Origin of the sequence: Rhodococcus sp. WS3 (assembly GCF_003797085.1) — a bacterium.
Taxonomy (GTDB): domain Bacteria; phylum Actinomycetota; class Actinomycetes; order Mycobacteriales; family Mycobacteriaceae; genus Rhodococcus_F; species Rhodococcus_F globerula.
Window position 1 is genome coordinate 1,339,126 of sequence record NZ_RKMA01000002.1, and the last position, 16,706, is coordinate 1,355,831.

At 63.5% G+C, this 16,706-nt stretch carries 17 protein-coding genes; 10 read left to right on the forward strand and 7 right to left on the reverse strand.

Going from position 1 to position 16,706, the window contains the following annotated elements:
- Nucleotides 1-50: 50 nt before the first annotated feature.
- The 3 genes from EEB13_RS20250 to hrcA form a co-directional block, all read right to left on the reverse strand.
- Nucleotides 51-812 (reverse strand): 16S rRNA (uracil(1498)-N(3))-methyltransferase, encoded by a 762-nt coding sequence (locus EEB13_RS20250; protein ID WP_095885920.1) that lies wholly within the window; start codon nt 810-812, stop codon nt 51-53.
- 2 nt (nt 813-814) lie between these two features.
- Nucleotides 815-1,966, reverse strand: a complete 1,152-nt coding sequence (dnaJ, locus tag EEB13_RS20255; RefSeq protein WP_033232981.1) for a molecular chaperone DnaJ — start codon at nt 1,964-1,966, stop codon at nt 815-817.
- Between the two features lie 79 nt (nt 1,967-2,045).
- Nucleotides 2,046-3,089, reverse strand: a complete 1,044-nt coding sequence (gene hrcA / locus EEB13_RS20260) for a heat-inducible transcriptional repressor HrcA (protein WP_033232979.1) — start codon at nt 3,087-3,089, stop codon at nt 2,046-2,048.
- Nucleotides 3,090-3,188: 99 nt separating this feature from the next.
- Between hrcA and EEB13_RS20265 the strand changes: the two genes are divergently transcribed.
- A complete protein-coding gene (locus tag EEB13_RS20265; protein ID WP_033232977.1) occupies nt 3,189-3,512 on the forward strand; it encodes a type II toxin-antitoxin system VapB family antitoxin in 324 nt (107 codons plus the stop codon).
- Here EEB13_RS20265 and EEB13_RS20270 read toward each other — a convergent pair.
- From EEB13_RS20270 to EEB13_RS20280, 3 genes are read right to left on the reverse strand one after another with little or no spacing between them, the layout of a single operon-like run.
- Nucleotides 3,509-4,147 carry a CG0192-related protein gene (locus EEB13_RS20270; protein ID WP_095885919.1) on the reverse strand — a complete coding sequence of 213 codons (639 nt, stop codon included), beginning with the start codon at nt 4,145-4,147 and terminating at the stop codon, nt 3,509-3,511. The genes EEB13_RS20265 and EEB13_RS20270 overlap by 4 nt on opposite strands.
- A 27-nt stretch (nt 4,148-4,174) precedes the next feature.
- On the reverse strand, nt 4,175-4,984 hold the full coding sequence (locus EEB13_RS20275; RefSeq protein ID WP_095885918.1) for an ABC transporter permease: 810 nt from the start codon (nt 4,982-4,984) through the stop codon (nt 4,175-4,177).
- Nucleotides 4,981-5,928: an ATP-binding cassette domain-containing protein gene (locus EEB13_RS20280; RefSeq protein WP_095885917.1), complete on the reverse strand. Its 948-nt coding sequence runs from the start codon at nt 5,926-5,928 to the stop codon at nt 4,981-4,983. Before EEB13_RS20280 ends, EEB13_RS20275 begins: the two co-directional genes overlap by 4 nt.
- Before the next feature lie 94 nt (nt 5,929-6,022).
- Between EEB13_RS20280 and EEB13_RS20285 the strand changes: the two genes are divergently transcribed.
- Both EEB13_RS20285 and EEB13_RS20290 read left to right on the forward strand, forming a co-directional pair.
- A complete protein-coding gene (locus tag EEB13_RS20285; protein WP_261984601.1) occupies nt 6,023-6,739 on the forward strand; it encodes a TetR/AcrR family transcriptional regulator in 717 nt (238 codons plus the stop codon).
- Nucleotides 6,740-6,977: 238 nt separating this feature from the next.
- A complete protein-coding gene (locus tag EEB13_RS20290; protein ID WP_187328589.1) occupies nt 6,978-7,808 on the forward strand; it encodes an RCC1 domain-containing protein in 831 nt (276 codons plus the stop codon).
- A gap of 4 nt (nt 7,809-7,812) precedes the next feature.
- Here EEB13_RS20290 and hemW read toward each other — a convergent pair whose 3' ends face one another.
- Nucleotides 7,813-9,015: a radical SAM family heme chaperone HemW gene (gene hemW / locus EEB13_RS20295; RefSeq protein WP_092808674.1), complete on the reverse strand. Its 1,203-nt coding sequence runs from the start codon at nt 9,013-9,015 to the stop codon at nt 7,813-7,815.
- A gap of 471 nt (nt 9,016-9,486) precedes the next feature.
- On the opposite strand from hemW, the gene EEB13_RS20305 reads away from it, so the two are divergent.
- From EEB13_RS20305 to EEB13_RS20335, 7 genes are read left to right on the forward strand one after another with little or no spacing between them, the layout of a single operon-like run.
- Nucleotides 9,487-11,217, forward strand: coding sequence for a nitrite/sulfite reductase (locus EEB13_RS20305; protein WP_033232972.1), 1,731 nt, complete (start codon nt 9,487-9,489; stop codon nt 11,215-11,217).
- Nucleotides 11,214-11,957, forward strand: a complete 744-nt coding sequence (locus EEB13_RS20310) for a phosphoadenylyl-sulfate reductase (protein ID WP_141486127.1) — start codon at nt 11,214-11,216, stop codon at nt 11,955-11,957. Before EEB13_RS20305 ends, EEB13_RS20310 begins: the two co-directional genes overlap by 4 nt.
- On the forward strand, nt 11,954-12,889 hold the full coding sequence (gene cysD / locus EEB13_RS20315) for a sulfate adenylyltransferase subunit CysD (RefSeq protein ID WP_033233176.1): 936 nt from the start codon (nt 11,954-11,956) through the stop codon (nt 12,887-12,889). The genes EEB13_RS20310 and cysD overlap by 4 nt, the downstream gene beginning before the upstream one ends.
- 2 nt (nt 12,890-12,891) lie before the next feature.
- The gene (locus EEB13_RS20320; RefSeq protein WP_033232967.1) at nt 12,892-14,178 is read left to right on the forward strand and encodes a sulfate adenylyltransferase subunit 1; all 1,287 of its coding nucleotides are present in this window, start codon (nt 12,892-12,894) and stop codon (nt 14,176-14,178) included.
- Between the two features lie 4 nt (nt 14,179-14,182).
- Nucleotides 14,183-14,938 (forward strand): sirohydrochlorin chelatase, encoded by a 756-nt coding sequence (locus EEB13_RS20325; RefSeq protein WP_033232965.1) that lies wholly within the window; start codon nt 14,183-14,185, stop codon nt 14,936-14,938.
- A gap of 24 nt (nt 14,939-14,962) precedes the next feature.
- Nucleotides 14,963-15,748 carry a DUF998 domain-containing protein gene (locus EEB13_RS20330; protein ID WP_051730377.1) on the forward strand — a complete coding sequence of 262 codons (786 nt, stop codon included), beginning with the start codon at nt 14,963-14,965 and terminating at the stop codon, nt 15,746-15,748.
- A 54-nt stretch (nt 15,749-15,802) separates the two neighbouring features.
- Complete coding sequence (locus EEB13_RS20335) at nt 15,803-16,699, forward strand: universal stress protein (protein ID WP_033232963.1); 897 nt, start codon at nt 15,803-15,805, stop codon at nt 16,697-16,699.
- Nucleotides 16,700-16,706 lie beyond the last annotated feature (7 nt).

Here is a 16,706-nt window from a genome sequence, read left to right on the forward strand (position 1 = left end):
TGACACTTCGCTGAGCGCAAGGTCTCAATTGGCTTCAGATCACATACCGATCAGTGCAGCGGTCGTGGTCCCCAGCGATCGGTCAGAACACCGATGGCCCCCAATGCAACTGCGCCGGCCGTCGAGGTTCGCAGCACAGTCGGGCCGAGTAGCACGGGGGTTGCGCCCGCCTCCGAGAGTGCAGCGATTTCCGAGTCGTCGAGCCCACCTTCAGGTCCGACAACCAGAAATACTTCTTCCGCACTTGCCAGGGGAAGTGCCGCCAGCGCAGTGGTGGCCGACTCGTGCAGAACAGCTACCACGGCGCCGCGCGCAACGGCTTCGCGAACCACCGCGACCACAGCCGCGGTCTTGTGCAGCTCAGCGATCTCCGGAACAAATGCCCGGCGCGACTGCTTGGCCGCCGACACCGCGGCACTACGCCAACGAGCGACGCCTTTGGTGAGCTTCGCGCCTTCCCATTTGGCGACGCACCGCAGTGACTGCCACGGAATGACGGCGTCGACACCGGCCTCGGTGGCCAACTCGACAGCCAACTCGGAACGCTCCGCCTTCGGCAATGCCTGAACGAGCGTCACCAGCGGCTTCGGTTGCTCGAGTACCTGTACGTCACTGACCAGAAGTTCCAAGCGGTCTTTCCCGGCTGCGGTCACCTCGGCGTCGGCGACGCGGCCACGGCCGTCAGCCAGTACAAGGCGCTCACCGACACCGATCCGGCGGACGGTCGCCGCATGGCGACCCTCCGGACCGTCCAGAACCGCAGTCTCACCGACGCCCGGAACGGGGTCGAGGAAAAAGACCGTCGCAGCCACTGTCAGCGGCCGCTGAATGCTTCGCGAAGACGCGAGAACAACCCGCCACTGTTCTGCGACCCGGTGGAGACAACTTCGGCCTCGTCACGATCGCGGAGCAACTTGAATTCCTTGAGCAACTTGGACTGCTTGTTGTCGAGGCGGCTCGGGATGACCACTTCGAGGTGAGCGTGGAGATCGCCGCGCGTACCGGACCGCAACTTCGGCATACCGTGTCCGCGAACAACGGCGACGTGACCGGGCTGAGTTCCCGGCTCGATGACGATTTCCTTGGGGCCGTCGATGATGGTGTCAACGGTGACCGTCGTACCCAGCGCCGCATCGACCATGGGGACGCGAATGGTGCAGTGCAGATCTTCGCCGTCGCGGACGAAGACCTCATGCTGCTGCTCGACGATCTCGACGTACAGGTCGCCGGGATGTCCACCACCGGGGCCGACCTCACCCTGCGCGGTCAAACGGATACGCATGCCGCCTGCAACACCCGCCGGAACCTTCACGGTGATGTCGCGCTTCGCGCGGACGCGGCCGTCGCCACCACACTTGTGGCACGGATCGGGAATGGTCTCGCCGGCGCCGCGGCACGTGGGGCACGGACGCGACGTCATGACCTGGCCGAGGAACGAACGCTGGACAGACTGCACTTCACCGGCGCCGTTACACGTCTCGCAACGGACAGGCTTGGAATCACCGTTCGTGCCGGCGCCCGTACAACTGTCACACAGAATCGCGGTCTCGACGGTGACGTGCTTGCTGACGCCCGTCGCACATTCTTCGAGAGTCAGTTTGGTGCGCAGCAGGGAATCGGCACCGGGTTGCACGCGTCCGCGAGGTCCACGGCCTGCGCCACCGCCGCCACCGAAGAACGCTTCGAAGACGTCGCCGAGGCCGCCGCCACCGAATCCACCGCCGAAGCCGCCACCGCCGCCCCCACCGGATTCGAGGGGATCGCCGCCGAGGTCCACGATGCGACGCTTCTCCGGATCGGTGAGAACCTCGTACGCCGTCGAGATCTCCTTGAACTGGGCCTGCGCTGCCTCGTCCGGGTTGACGTCAGGGTGCAGTTCGCGAGCCAGCTTGCGGTATGCGCGCTTGAGTTCCTGATCGGTCGCGTTCTTGTCGACGCCGAGCAATCCGTAGTAATCCCGTGCCACGTTTTTTCTCTCGTCCTTCTCTTACTTCTAGTTTTCCTCGTACCTCACGAAGAGGAGCGTCGGCCTGCGGCGACGCACGTCATCGTTCGGAGAGGACTTCGCCGATGTATCTGGCAACGGCGGCAACCGATGCAATTGTTCCCGGATAGTCCATCCGAGTGGGACCGAGCACACCGACACCACCGAAAACGGTACCGGCCGCACCGTAGCCCGTCGAAATCACGGAGGTCCCGCGCATTTGCTCGACCTGAGTTTCTTCACCGATCCGGACGGTGACCATCCCGGCGTTCTGGGTCGATGCCAGCAGTTTCAGCACCACCACCTGCTCTTCGAGCGCTTCGAGAACCGCCCGCAACGAACCCGGGAATCCGGCCAGGCCGGAGAAGTCGGAGGCGTTGCGCGTCAGGTTGGCCGTTCCGCCGAGGACAAGACGCTCCTCGGGATGCTCGACCAGCGTCTCGACCAGGATCGTCGCGGACCGGACAACGGCGTCGCGCAGATCGTCGGGAGCCTCGTCGGCCAGTTCGGAGACGGCGATGGAGGCTGCTGCCAGACGCTTGCCTTCCAGCGCGCCGCCCAGCAGTGCACGCAACCTGGACAGATCCTCGTCCACCAGAACGTCACCCAACTCGACGATGCGTTGATCGACGCGCCCGGAGTCGGTGATGAGAACGAGAAGCAACCTCGCCGGGGTCAACGCCACCACTTCGAGATGACGGACCGACGACGCCGAGAGTGTCGGGTACTGAACTACGGCTACCTGCCGGGTCAATTGAGCCAGCAGACGCACACCGCGCCGCAGCACGTCGTCGAGGTCGACGCCGGATTCCAGAAATTCCAGAATGGCGCGGCGCTCGGGCCCGGACAGCGGTTTGACGTCGGCTATGCGGTCGACGAACTCACGGTATCCCTTGTCTGTCGGCACGCGCCCAGAACTGGTGTGGGGTTGGGCGATGTAGCCCTCGGCTTCGAGAAACGCCATGTCGTTGCGCACGGTGGCACTCGACACACCAAGGTTGTGACGCTCGACCAGAGCCTTCGATCCGACCGGATCCTGCGTGGAAACGTAGTCCGCGACAATTGCGCGCAGAACCTCGAATCGCCTGTCGTCGGTACTCGACATCGTTGCGACCTCCGTTTCCCGCGCGCTGTGTGCACTGATCTCAACTGGCAGTCTAATCGCCCGAGCGCCAGTCTCGGGTGGTGGCCTTACTGTGGAGTCATGATTTTCAAGGGCGTGATGGACGGCAAGCCGTATCCCGACCACGGACTGTCCCTTCGTGACTGGTCCAAATTTCCGCCGCGTCAGGTCCGGCTCGACGAGATCGTGACCACCACCAAGGTCCTCGAGCTTGACCGCCTTCTGTCGGAGGACTCCACGTTCTACGGCGATCTCTTCCCACACGCCGTCCAGTGGAAGGGCACCTTGTACCTCGAAGACGGCCTGCACCGGGCGGTGCGTTCAGCACTGCGGAATCGCGTCGTTCTCCATGCGCGAGTCTTCGACTACGACGCGATGCCCGGAATCATCGAAGGTTCGCACTAACCGATCTGCAGCGACGCGAGCAAGGCGCGCTCAGCCTGGCCGGGCCACGTTCCGGTCAGGCTGAGTTCACCCAATTCAGCGCCGGCGTCGATCACTCTGAACACCGTCAGTTCCAGCATCCCGGATGTGATCGTTGTTGCCGAACCCATCGTTGTTGCCGAACCCGCGGTGGAGCAGTTCACCGCCCCGATCGACGGAACGTCTCCGGACCCGCTACCCAACACATGTGTTGTGACCTCACGGGCATTGCCGGGGTCAGCGAACTCCAGCGCCGCTTCGGTTCCTCCGGTGACGATGGTCGTTGCCAGTGCGCGGACGTACACCGGATCGCAGCACGCGTCGTACACCCAGCGCTGCCCCAGGACGGAATGGTCCATGGTGGAGACCAGGAAGGCTTCCGCCCCGACTAGTGGAGCACCTCGATACGTGAGCGGGATCTGGAGAACCGCTCCGTCCGCAGTGCGGAGCAGATGCGTCTCGATGCCGACCTCGCCGTCCGGATCATCGAAGCGGTACGCGTCGATGTGCTCGAGGCTCGAGGTATCGGCGGATCCGACCCACGGTTGCCCAGGCACCCAAGCACTGAGCAGTTCGATCTTCGACGGATTCAATTGCGCACTGTGTATGAGGGCCACGCAGGTGAGGTTACTGCGACAGCGCGGTTACTGCGATGACGAGTAGCGCCGCACTGCAATCGGGATCGCGACCGCTAGCAGCACCGCAGTCCACCCGAACGCCGCGGCAACGGGATGCTGCATGGGCCACGATGCATCGGGCGCAACACTGGTACCCGAACCGAACAGCTCACGCAGCGCTGCGACCACCGCACTGACGGGATTCCACTCGGCCACCGTTGCAACAACACTCGGCATGGTCTCGGTGGGGACAAAGACGTTCGAGAGCATGATCGTCCCGAAGATCAGCGGGGCGAGCTGTTGGAGCATCTGCTCGTCCCGGATGGCACTGCCGAGCACGATCCCGAGCCAGGCGAGTGCCCACCGGAATGCGACGAGCAGCACGATCGCAAGCGCCACGTCTGTGGCCGACGCGTCGATCCGCCATCCCGACAGATACCCGACTCCCGCCATAGCGGCCAAAGCCACTGCGCCGGTGACGGTTTCCGCCAGTGCCAGGCCCGCAGGCATAGCAACAGGATGGATGGGCAATGCACGAAGTCGGTCGGTCAGGCCGCTGTGCAGATCGGCATTCACTGTCGAAGCGGTGACCACCAAGCCCATCGACGCAACAAGGACAAGTACACCCGGAGTGAGATACGACCGATACGCGACCCCGTCGGCGCCACCGGACAGTGCACCACCGAAAACGAAACCGAACAGCAGCATCATGCCAAGGGGCGCAGCAAGAGTCACTGCAACCAGTGCGGGCGCGTGGCGATACACCGCAACGATCCGCATGAACAGAATTCGGGTGCCGGTAAACGCCGAGACGGCACTTCGGGTGGGCGTGGTCATGCGGAAATCCTCTCGCTGGTGTGGCCGGTGAGGGCCAGGAAGGCGTCGTCGAGTGTTGCCCGGCGACGCCCGATGTCCTGCACGGCAATTCCGGCGTCGTCGAGCGCCCGCAGTATCGGCAGCAGCGCGATCGACTGCCCGTCGAAGGCAAAGGACAGTTCCGTCGCCGAATCGTGAGAAGCACCTGGCCGGCCGCCGAATCGCCCGACAATCTCGGTGACCTCACCACATCGGTGCTCGTCGGCGATCACCACGTCGAGACCTGTTCCCACAGCCTCGACGATCTCGTCCGGGGTTCCGGCAGCAACTACTTTTCCGGCGTCGATGATGGTGACGCTGTCCGCCAGCTTGTCGGCCTCGTCGAGGTATTGGGTGGTCAGTACGACGGTCGTACCGTCGTTCACGAAACTTCGTACGTATTCGTAGATTTCGTGTCGGCTTCGGGGATCGAGACCTGTCGTCGGTTCGTCGAGGAACAGAACGGCCGGGCGCACCACCATTCCCGCGACGATGTCGAGTCGCCTTCGCATGCCGCCGGAATACGTCTGCACCTGCCGGTCGGCAGCATCGAGGAGTTCAAATCTTTCTAGTAGTTCCCCCACATGCAGACGCGCAGCCTTAGCCGCATATCCATTGAGCCGAGCAAACATAGCGAGATTCTCGGCGCCGGTCAGACGAGGATCCACGGCATGAAATTGTCCGACCAGTCCGATGCTCTTCTTCACCTGCGCGGCGGCCAGGACTGTGTCGAAACCGAGAACACGAGCGCTGCCCGCACTGGGCCGCAACAGCGTGGCAAGCATCCGCACGATCGTCGTCTTGCCGGAACCGTTCGGTCCGAGCAACGCATGAACAGTCCCCGCGGGGACGCTCAGATTCACACCGTCGACCACCGTGCGTTTTCCGTAACACCTGGTGAGTGATTCCGCTTCGATAGCCGGCATGTCTACCTCCTCAATTGGGAACACTGTTCGCAATTAGAGAATAGACAACTGCGAACAGTGTTCGCAACTACTGAAGTGGGGCATGCTTGGTGCTATGACCAACGCCGGACCACCGGCCTCGATGTGGCTGCGAGGCGAGGACACCAAACGAGGACCCCGCCCGGCTTACACGCTGGAACAACTTGCCGACACGTGCGTCCGAATCGCCGACGACCAGGGGCTCCGCGCAGTGTCGATGCGCGGTGTCGCACAAGAACTGGGCACGGCCGCCGCGTCGTTGTACCGGTACGTCAACGGCAAGGACGACCTGATGGCGCTCATGGCCGACTCCGTCGGGGCCGAATACGACTACCCGCCACTGACCGGAAACGTGCGCACCGACGTCCTCGCCATCGCCGTGCAGTCGAGGGCGATTCACCGCCGACACCCTTGGCTCAGTCAGATCCAGCCGACCGGCCTCGGCCCGCAGTCGATGCGCTACCTCGACCAGATGGTCGGCGCGCTGTCACCGACCGGCCTGAGCGCACCGGCGACGATGACCGGAATCGCACTACTCACAGGCTGGGTTACCAGCTTCGCAGCGCAAGAATCTGCGGGAATGTCCGCCGGCTCCTCTGCCAACAGCGGGGCCGAACACATCGGCGCACTACTCGCCCACGGCGACTATCCGCACCTGGCGGCACTGTATGCGAGCACCGATATCAGCGCACCCACAACAGAATCTGCAGCCACAACAGAATCGATCGACAACAACACAGCATTCGAAGCCGGAATCGACGCACTACTGTTCGGCATCGCCCCGAATAATTGAGCCCCCACCACCACATCGCAGTGGCCAGTTTCGTCCACACGCACATAGTGGCCAAAAATGGCCCTAAATAATGCGTGCTTTTGACCGAACTGTCCGATATCTTTGCTCAGTGGTTACCTACGGTGCCACACCGCCCCTGTGCGGGATTTTGCCGCAGAGAGGCACAGTCATGGTTCACCGGCGCCGATTACGCCCTGTCAGTCGTTTACAGGGTCTCGCCGTCGTATTGACTGGAGGTGTGCTCACTCTTGCTGCTGTGGCAATCGCTGCGGCCGGACCAGATGACATGCCGGTCGAACCACTCGGAAACGTGGCCTCCTGGGGATGGGACGGCTCCGCCCTCGCCGCGAAGACCCCTCGAGGTAGTGGCTTCACCGCCTACGCCGAAGGCGGCAGCCATTCGCTGGCGCTGAAATCCGACGGCACCATCACATCCTGGGGAAACAACGGCTCCAAGCTGGTCACGAACACCCCCACCGGTAGCGGGTTCACCGCCATCGCCACCGGCACCTACCATTCGGCGGCACTGAAATCCGACGGCACCATCACATCCTGGGGCTGGGACACCTACAAACAGGTCACAAACACACCTACCGGCAGCGGGTTTACCGCCATCGCCGCCGGAGACAGCCATTCGGTGGCGCTCAATGCCGACGGCACCATCACATCCTGGGGAGACGACGGCTTCAACCAGGTCACGAACACCCCCACTGGAAACGGCTTCACTGCCATCGCCGCCGGCAACTACCACTCGGTGGCATTGAAATCCGACGGCACCGTCGTCTCCTGGGGAGGCGACAGCCACCGGGTGGTCACCGGCTCTCCTCGGGGCAGCGGTTTTACTGCGGTCGCCGCCGGCGCACACCATTGCGTGGCACTGAAATTCGACGGCACCATCACCTCGTGGGGCTGGGACAACGACAAGCAGGTCACGAATACGCCCAGGGGTAGCGGCTTCACCGCCGTCAGTGCCGGCGCCAACCATTCGTCGGCCCTGAAATCCGACGGCACCATCATCTCCTGGGGCGATGACAACTTCACACAGGTAACGAACACCTACCCGAAGTAGCCGCTCAGGTCAGTACCGTGCGGATGACGGCGTCGGCAAGTAGCCGACCACGATCGGTCAGGATCAGATGGCCGTCGTCGACGATCGCCAAACCGTCGGCAACAACCTGATCGGCCGAATCACGTTCGGACACAGTTAATTCCGATAACGGCAGGCCGGTGCGCAACCGTGCGGTCAGCATCACCCGCTCCATGTGAATGTCGTCGGCGGAAAGTTCCTCACTGCCACCGACGGGCAGTTCACCCTGTGCGAGTTGCTCCGCGTAGCGCGCCGGGTGCTTGACGTTCCACCACCGCACTCCGCCGACGTGACTGTGCGCGCCGGGACCGGCACCCCACCAGTCGCCGCCGTCCCAGTAACCGAGGTTGTGACGGCAACGGGTATCCCCGGATTCGACCGTTTCCGCCTTCGCCCAATTGGAGACCTCGTACCAGGACAATCCAGCCTCGGACAGCCGCGCGTCGATCCGTTCGTACCGCGACGCCAACACATCGTCGTCGGGCGCGGGCAATTCACCACGGCGAACCTTGCGTGCCATCGCAGTGCCGTCCTCCACGATCAGCGCATAGGCCGAGACGTGATCGACGTCGGCGGAAAGAACTGCATCCAGGGAAGCATCGAGATCAATATCCCGCTCCCCCGGCGTTCCGTAGATCAAGTCGAGGTTCACGTGCGCAAACCCTGCCGCGCGCGCCTCTTTTGCGGCCGCTACTGCCCGGCCCGGTGTGTGCGTGCGGTCCAGGATCTTGAGCACATGCTGGGCCGCCGACTGCATACCGAGAGAAATTCGCGTGAAACCGGCGCTGCGCAGGGCGTCGAAAAACTCCGGCGACGTCGATTCGGGATTCGATTCCGTCGTGACCTCGGCACCGGGAGCCAGACCGAAACTGCTCCGTACTGCCTCGAGCACCTCGGACAGACCGTCGCCGCCCAGCAGCGACGGGGTTCCGCCACCGACAAACACCGTCTCGGCCGCCGGTGCTCCGGTCATCTGCGCCGCGAGGTCGAGTTCGCGTTTGAGCCCTTCAAGCCAGGACTGCGGCGACGCCGAGGTCCCCAACTCGCCCGCGGTGTACGTGTTGAAGTCGCAGTAGCCACATCGCGTCGCACAGAACGGGACGTGGACATAGATCCCGAACGGCCGCGTCCCGACGCCCTCGAGCGAGCGAGCGGGCAACACGAAGGGGGTTGTAGCGGTGACATTCACTCCACCAGTCTCCCAGCATCGCGCGTGCCGACCTATTCGCCGACCTGGCCGGACCACCAAGTCCCCTGAGCACGCTATTTCCCCCATTTTTCGTGGAAATAGGTCCCCGAGTCGGAATTATCGAGTTGACGTGGCACAATGGTCCGCATGACCGGACCAGGAGTACGACTTGTGGCGCGTCGCCACGTCGACTTCAAGCGCGTGTGCAGTTCCACGTGTCTGCACTGCTGTTGCTGTTGATCTTCAACTGATCAACAAGCCTTCCCCGCTCATCTCCACCTGTTTCCCCAGCCTTCAGCGTTTCCGCTGCCTGCTTGGTGAGCACATCTGCCGGCCGCAAGCCTTTCGAGCCCGAGGACAGCCCCCTCACTCGACACGGTCCGGTGCACCCCGATCGGACAGAGTCACAATGCTGCAGCGTTTGCGTGCCTCGTGCCTGATCAACACCGCCGAAGATCCAGGAGTTCATCGATGACGTCGACAACCGACGCCGCCCCGACTGCCGATTCGGCAGCGCCCGCCGAGGCACGGCCCGCTCGCGCTGCTCGCCCCACGAAGCAGCGCGCCGAAGGTCAGTGGGCCCTCGGATACCGCGAGCCGCTCAACGCAAACGAGCAGGCCAAGAAGGACGACAACCCGCTCAACGTGCGCGCGCGCATCGAGAACATCTACTCGAAGCAGGGTTTCGACAGCATCGACAAGAGCGACCTGCGCGGCCGCATGCGGTGGTGGGGCCTCTACACCCAGCGTGAACAGGGATACGACGGCACCTTCACCGGCGACGAGAACCTCGATCTCCTCGAGGCCAAGTACTTCATGATGCGAGTGCGCTGCGACGCCGGCGCTCTCAACGTCGAGCAACTGCGCACCATCGCCGGTATCTCGAAGGAGTTCGGCCGCAACACCGCAGACCTCTCCGACCGTGAGAACGTTCAGTTCCACTGGATCGAGATCGAGAACGTCCCGGAGATCTGGAAGCGTCTCGAAGACGTCGGACTCAAGACCACCGAAGCCTGCGGTGACTGCCCCCGCGTTGTCCTCGGTTCTCCCCTGGCCGGCGAATCGTTCGACGAAGTCCTCGATCCCACTCCGGCGATCGACGAGATCGTGCGCCGCTACATCGGCGACCCCAAGTACTCCAACCTGCCGCGCAAGTTCAAGACCGCCATCTCCGGTCAGCAGGATGTTGTTCACGAGATCAACGACATCGCCTTCATCGGCGTGAACCACCCCGAGCACGGCCCCGGCCTCGACCTCTGGGTCGGCGGCGGACTGTCCACCAACCCGATGCTCGCGCAACGCGTCGGCGCCTGGATTCCGCTCGACGAGGTTCCCGACGTCTGGGAAGGTGTTGTCTCGATCTTCCGCGACTACGGCTACCGTCGTCTGCGCGCGAAGGCCCGGCTCAAGTTCCTCATCAAGGACTGGGGCATCGAGAAGTTCCGCGAAGTTCTCGAGACCGAGTACCTGAAGCGTCCGCTCATCGACGGTCCCGCACCGGAGAAGCCCACGCGCCCGATCGATCACGTCGGCATCCAGAAGACCCGAAACGGCCTCAATGCAGTCGGTTTCGCGCCGATCGCCGGCCGAGTGTCCGGCGATATCCTGGCGCAGGTCGCCGACGCGGCAGAGAAGGCCGGCAGCGACCGGATCCGCTTCACCCCGTACCAGAAGCTCATCATTCTCGACGTTGCAGACAACACCCTCGAGCCGCTGATCGCCGACCTCGACGCACTGGGCCTTCCCGCACGTCCGTCGCACTGGCGCAAGAACCTCATGGCCTGCTCCGGCATCGAGTTCTGCAAGCTCTCGTTTGCCGAGACCCGCAAGCGCTCGCAGGTTCTCGTTCCGGAACTCGAAGAACGTCTGGCCGACATCAACAGCCAGCTCGACGTGCCGATCACCATCAACATCAACGGTTGCCCCAACTCGTGCGCCCGCTCGCAGGTCGCGGACATCGGCTTCAAGGGCCAGCTCGTCGACGACGGCGACGGGAATCAAGTTGAGGGTTTCCAGGTTCACCTGGGAGGCAGCCTCGGATTCGACAGCGCCTTCGGACGCAAGCTGCGCCAGCACAAGGTCACCAGCGTCGAGATGGGTGACTACATCGACCGCGTCGTACGTCAGTTCGCGAAGAACCGCAACGAAGGTGAGCGGTTCGCCGAATGGGCAGTGCGAGCAGACGAAGGAGATTTGCGATGACAGTGGACATTTCGCGAGCAACCGTCGACGAGCTTCGGGCGATCGCCGAACGCGGTGCCGTAGAACTCGACGGAGCCAGCGCGCAGGAACTGTTGCAGTGGACCGAGGACACGTTCGGTGACGGGGCGAGCGCAGCGACGGGGGATCGTAGCGGTTACATCGTTGCATCGAATATGCAGGACGGTGTGCTGGTTCACCTTGCCGCACAGGTACATCCGGGCGTCGACGTACTTTTCCTCGACACCGGCTACCACTTCCCCGAGACCATCGGCACGCGTGACGCTGTCGAGCAGGTGTACGGCGTCAACGTCATCAACGCTCGCGCATTGGCAAGCGTCGGTGAGCAGGACATCGCGGAGGGCAAGGACCTCTTCGCCCGCGATCCCAACCGTTGCTGCGCACTTCGCAAGGTCGCGCCGCTCAAGCAGACGTTGTCCGGCTACAGCGCCTGGGTTACCGGCATCCGCCGCGTCGAAGCTCCTACTCGCGCCAACGCTCCGCTGATCTCCTTCGACGAGGGCTTCGGACTCGTCAAGATCAATCCGATCGCTCCGTGGTCGGACGAGGAGATGCAGAACTACATCGACACCCATTCCATCCTCGTCAATCCGCTTGTCGACGAGGGCTATCCATCCATCGGCTGCGCGCCCTGCACCAGCAAGCCAGCCCCCGGCAGCGATCCGCGTAGCGGTCGTTGGGCCGGTGCCTCCAAGACAGAATGCGGGTTGCACGCATCATGACAGTTGACTTGACACTTTCACGTCCTCAGCTCGACGGCACACAGTTCGATACTCTCGACGCCCTCGAGTCCGAAGCGATCCACATCTTCCGAGAGGTGGCCGGCGAGTTCGAACGCCCGGTCATCCTGTTCTCGGGCGGCAAGGACTCCACGGTGCTTCTGCACCTGGCGATCAAGGCCTTCTGGCCTGCACCGCTGCCATTCACGCTGCTGCACGTCGACACCGGCCACAACCTGCAGGAAGTCCTCGACTTCCGTGACCACGTCGTGGCGAAGTACAACCTGCGCCTGCACGTGGCCAGCGTCGAGGAGTACATCGCGGACGGTCGCCTCACCGAGCGTCCCGACGGTATCCGCAACCCGCTGCAGACCGTTCCGTTGCTGGACGCGATCTCCGAGAACCGCTTCGACGCCGTCTTCGGTGGCGCTCGCCGCGACGAAGAGCGGGCCCGCGCCAAGGAGCGAATCTTCTCCTTGCGCAACGCTTTCGGCCAGTGGGATCCCAAGAAGCAGCGCCCGGAACTGTGGAACCTGTACAACGGTCGCCACTCCCCCGGCGAGCAGGTCCGCGTCTTCCCGCTCAGCAACTTCACCGAGCTCGATATCTGGCGTTACATCGCCCGCGACAACGTCGAACTCGCCAGCATCTACTACGCCCACCAGCGTCCGGTGTACCAGCGCGACGGCATGTGGATGACCCCCGGCGTCTGGGGCGGACCGGCCGAAGGCGAAGAGCTGCAGACCCTTTCGGTGCGTTACCGCACCGTCGGCGACGGTTCGACCACCGGTGCTGTTCTCTCCGATGCAGCCGACAATGAAGCCATCCTGGCCGAGGTTGCGGCATCACGTTTGACCGAGCGCGGCGCGACCCGCGGCGACGACCGAGTTTCCGAAGCGGCCATGGAAGACCGCAAGCGAGAGGGCTATTTCTGATCATGAGCGACTTGCTGAGACTGGCAACTGCCGGCAGCGTCGATGACGGAAAGTCCACCCTCGTGGGCCGCCTGTTGTACGACACCAAATCCGTTCTCGCCGACCAGATTGACGCCGTGACCCGCGCGTCGGTGGACCGCGGCCTCGATACCCCCGACCTCTCGCTCTTGGTCGACGGTCTGCGCGCCGAGCGTGAGCAGGGCATCACGATCGACGTGGCGTACCGCTACTTCGCGACCCCCAAGCGCACGTTCGTGCTGGCCGATACACCGGGCCACGTGCAGTACACCCGCAACACGGTTTCCGGTGCGTCGACGGCTCAGCTCGTGATCCTGCTGGTCGATGCCCGCAAGGGTGTCATCGCGCAGACTCGTAGGCACGCAGCGGTTCTCGCCTTGCTCGGTGTCCCGAAGCTCGTTCTCGCCGTGAACAAGATCGACCTCGTCGAGAACCCCGAAGAGGTCTTCACCTCGATCTCCGCAGAGTTCAACGAACTCACCAGCTCACTGGGCTGGGCAAGCGAGGACGTCGTCGAGATCCCGGTGTCGGCTCTGCACGGTGACAACGTCGCAATCCGCTCGGACAAGACCCCGTACTACACCGGCCCCACGCTGATCGAGCACCTCGAGTCGATTCCGGTCGACGCCGAGCCGCACCGCGTCGGCCTGCGCTTCCCCGTGCAGTACGTGATCCGCCCCCGCACGGCGGAGTTCCTCGACTACCGCGGCTACGCCGGCCAGGTTGCCGCCGGTTCCGTCGTGCCAGGAGACGAAGTGGTGATCCTGCCTTCGGGTACGCGCACCACTGTCGTCCGGATCGACACCGCCGACGGTGAACTGGATGTCGCTCACGCCGGGCGCAGCGTCACGCTGATCCTGGCCGACGACGTCGACGTCTCACGCGGCGACACCATCGCGTCGCCGTCGGACGCACCCGAGCCCATCGGCGAATTCGACGCCACCGTCTGCTGGCTGGCCGAGAAGCCGCTTCGCCCCGGTGCACGCTTGCTGCTCAAGCACGGCACGCGCACGACGCAGGCCATCGTCGGCAGCTTGGTGGAGCGCTTCAACGAGCAGGATCTCACCACGGATCAGGGCCCGGAAACACTCGAGCTCAACGAGATCGGCAAGATCTCGATCCGGGTAGCCGAGCCGATCGTGGCCGACGACTACGCCGTCAACCGCCACACGGGCAGCTTCCTGTTGATCGATCCCGCTGGTGGAAACACTCTCGCAGCCGGCCTGGTCGGCGACGTCATTTCCGCTGTCGAATTGGGCGAGCGCGTCTAAGAAGATGGTTCCGCTCATTGCTGTTGCACACGGAAGCCGTGATCCCCGTTCCGCTCGGGCGATCACGGCTGCCGTGGCGGCTCTTCGTGAAGCCCAGCCAGGTCTCGATGTCCGGCTGGCGTTTCTCGATCTCAATGCGCCGTCCATCGATCAGGTCCTTGACGGTGTTGCACACGACGGCCACACTCACGCCGTTGTTGTTCCGATGTTGCTGGGCCACGCTTTCCACGCCCGCGTCGACCTGCCCGGGCTCCTCGCAGCGGCCACACTGCGCCACCCGCAGTTGACCGTGACCCAAGCCGAGGTACTGGGTCGTGACGATCGATTGATCGAGGCGCTGCGGGAGCGAATTCTCGAAGCCGGTGCGCATCCCGACGATCCGTCGGTGGGTGTAGCGGTTGCCGCGGTCGGCTCGTCCGACGCGGAAGCCAACTCCGCAACTGCCGAGATTCCCGGCGCCCTCGCTACCGGAACGAAGTGGTCCGGTGTTCGAGTCTGTTTTGCCACCTCGGCGCAGCCCAGCGTGGGGGCCGCAATTTCCGCACTCCGCGAAGGCGGCGCCAACCGCATAGTTGTTGCGCCATGGTTTCTTGCACCCGGCCTTCTGACCGATCGCCTCAGTGCTGCCGCAACTACCGCTTTCGACGGCACGGTTTTTGCAGACACCATCGGTGCCCACGCCCTGCTGATCGAGACGATGATCGACCGATACAACGCCGCTGCTGAAACTCTTCCCGGCCGGTTGATTCGCTCCGCCTGAGCAATTTCACAGGCCGTTATCAGATTGTTACCGTACTGTTGGTTCCACCAACCAGTTGGGAGCAAGACGATCACTCACAATTTCCGTCTCGGCACCGCCGGCGTCGCCTGGGTCCTGTCCGTCCTGTATCTACTGGTCGAGATCCTCACAGCCGGCGCCTGGAAGACTCCCTACAGTTTTGCGCGTGATTCCATCAGTTCGCTGGGCGTCACAACCTGCAGCACCGATTCGTGTTCACCGCTACACGACGTGATGAATGCCGCGTTCATGATCCTCGGCGCACTCACCATTCTCGGAGCAGCGTTGCTGCACAAGTACATTCCGGACGGTCGCACGAAGAAATGGATACTGGGACTGGCAGTCGTCGTGGCCTTGAGTACCGCTGCCACCGGAATGTTCCCCGCCAACGACGGAACCTTCGTCCACTGGACTGCTGTCCTGCCCGGATTTGTCGCCCGCCACGCCGTCCTCGTGCTTCTCACCGTCTCGTTCTGGAACCACCAGCGGTGGATCGCAGTGTGGTCAGGCCTTTGCGCGGCAACAGGACTCGTCGGTGCTGTCCTTCTCCTCGGCCGAACCCTCACCTTCGGACTCGGTGAACGTCTCACGCTCTACCCGCTTCCCATGTGGATGGCCGTCACAGGCGTCGCAGCGATCCTCGCCCTGATGCGCAGAACCGTTCTGAAAAACGTCGACATGACACTTCTCGGTAACGGATTCATCACTGCCCTGCTGTCATTGCGGCCACGTCGATCACTGCCCTCGGTCTCCACCGACGTGCTTGCCCGGCGGGCAAAGGCTTCCGTGTAGCGAACCCGAGGCGAGCAGGGACACACTGGAAGGAGGCGACGCGAGGAGACTCCCATGACCAGTGCATCTGTTCGACACGGAATCGTGGCCGGAATCGACGGCTCCCCCGGCGCGGTGAACGCTGCGCGATGGGCGGCGTCTGCGGCCCGGAAATTCGACGAACCGCTGCGCCTGACACATGTGCTGCGCGGACAACCGGATTTCAGCGAAGGCGGCGCCGTGACCGACGAAGAGATGTTCGATCGTCACGTCCGTATCGAAGGTGCGAAGTTGGTCGAGGAGGCCGAGAACGCCATTCGTGACGACCACACCGACGTCACCATCGAGCGTGTATTCGTCTCCGGTACCACGGCGGCAGCGCTCGTCGAACTCTCGAAAACCGCACGAATCCTCTCGCTCGGACAAGCCGGAACCACCGAGATGCAGTCGGTGTTTCTGGGATCCGACACGATCAGAGTGGTGAACCGCGCCCATTGCCCGGTGACCGTCTTCCGCGGCAGCGGCGATCACGCCAACACCGACACCAGGCCCATCGTCGTCGGTATCGACGGCAGCAAACTCAGCGAACTCGCCACCGGCCACGCCTTCGAGTTTGCGGCGTTTCTCGGTGTGCCCCTCGTTGCCGTCCACACCTGGAACGAACACGCCTCGCTCGGGGGCTACTCCGAAGCGCGGCGGTTCACCGATTGGGGTCCGTACGAGGAGCACGAGAACGCGCTGCTCTCCGAATGCCTCGCCGGCTGGACCGAGAAGTACCCCGAGGTCGAGGTCACTCGCAGCGTGCAGCGAAGTGGACCGATGAAGGCGCTTCTCGAGCATTCAGCCGAGGCTCAACTTGTTGTCGTGGGAAGCCACGGTCGAAGCCCGTTCATGGCCTCGATCGTGGGATCCACCAGTCAGAGCCTCATTCACCACGCCCAGTGCCCGGTGATGGTGTGCCGCGAGGGGTGAGAAACCG

Coding starts and splice junctions, on each gene's coding strand:
- hrcA (WP_033232979.1), bottom strand. CDS start 3,089: ATGTCGAGTACCGACGACAGGCGATTCGAGGTTCTGCGCGCAATTGTC.
- EEB13_RS20265 (WP_033232977.1), top strand. CDS start 3,189: ATGATTTTCAAGGGCGTGATGGACGGCAAGCCGTATCCCGACCACGGA.
- EEB13_RS20275 (WP_095885918.1), bottom strand. CDS start 4,984: ATGACCACGCCCACCCGAAGTGCCGTCTCGGCGTTTACCGGCACCCGA.
- EEB13_RS20280 (WP_095885917.1), bottom strand. CDS start 5,928: ATGCCGGCTATCGAAGCGGAATCACTCACCAGGTGTTACGGAAAACGC.
- EEB13_RS20285 (WP_261984601.1), top strand. CDS start 6,023: ATGACCAACGCCGGACCACCGGCCTCGATGTGGCTGCGAGGCGAGGAC.
- EEB13_RS20305 (WP_033232972.1), top strand. CDS start 9,487: ATGACGTCGACAACCGACGCCGCCCCGACTGCCGATTCGGCAGCGCCC.
- EEB13_RS20310 (WP_141486127.1), top strand. CDS start 11,214: ATGACAGTGGACATTTCGCGAGCAACCGTCGACGAGCTTCGGGCGATC.
- cysD (WP_033233176.1), top strand. CDS start 11,954: ATGACAGTTGACTTGACACTTTCACGTCCTCAGCTCGACGGCACACAG.
- EEB13_RS20320 (WP_033232967.1), top strand. CDS start 12,892: ATGAGCGACTTGCTGAGACTGGCAACTGCCGGCAGCGTCGATGACGGA.
- EEB13_RS20325 (WP_033232965.1), top strand. CDS start 14,183: ATGGTTCCGCTCATTGCTGTTGCACACGGAAGCCGTGATCCCCGTTCC.
- EEB13_RS20335 (WP_033232963.1), top strand. CDS start 15,803: ATGACCAGTGCATCTGTTCGACACGGAATCGTGGCCGGAATCGACGGC.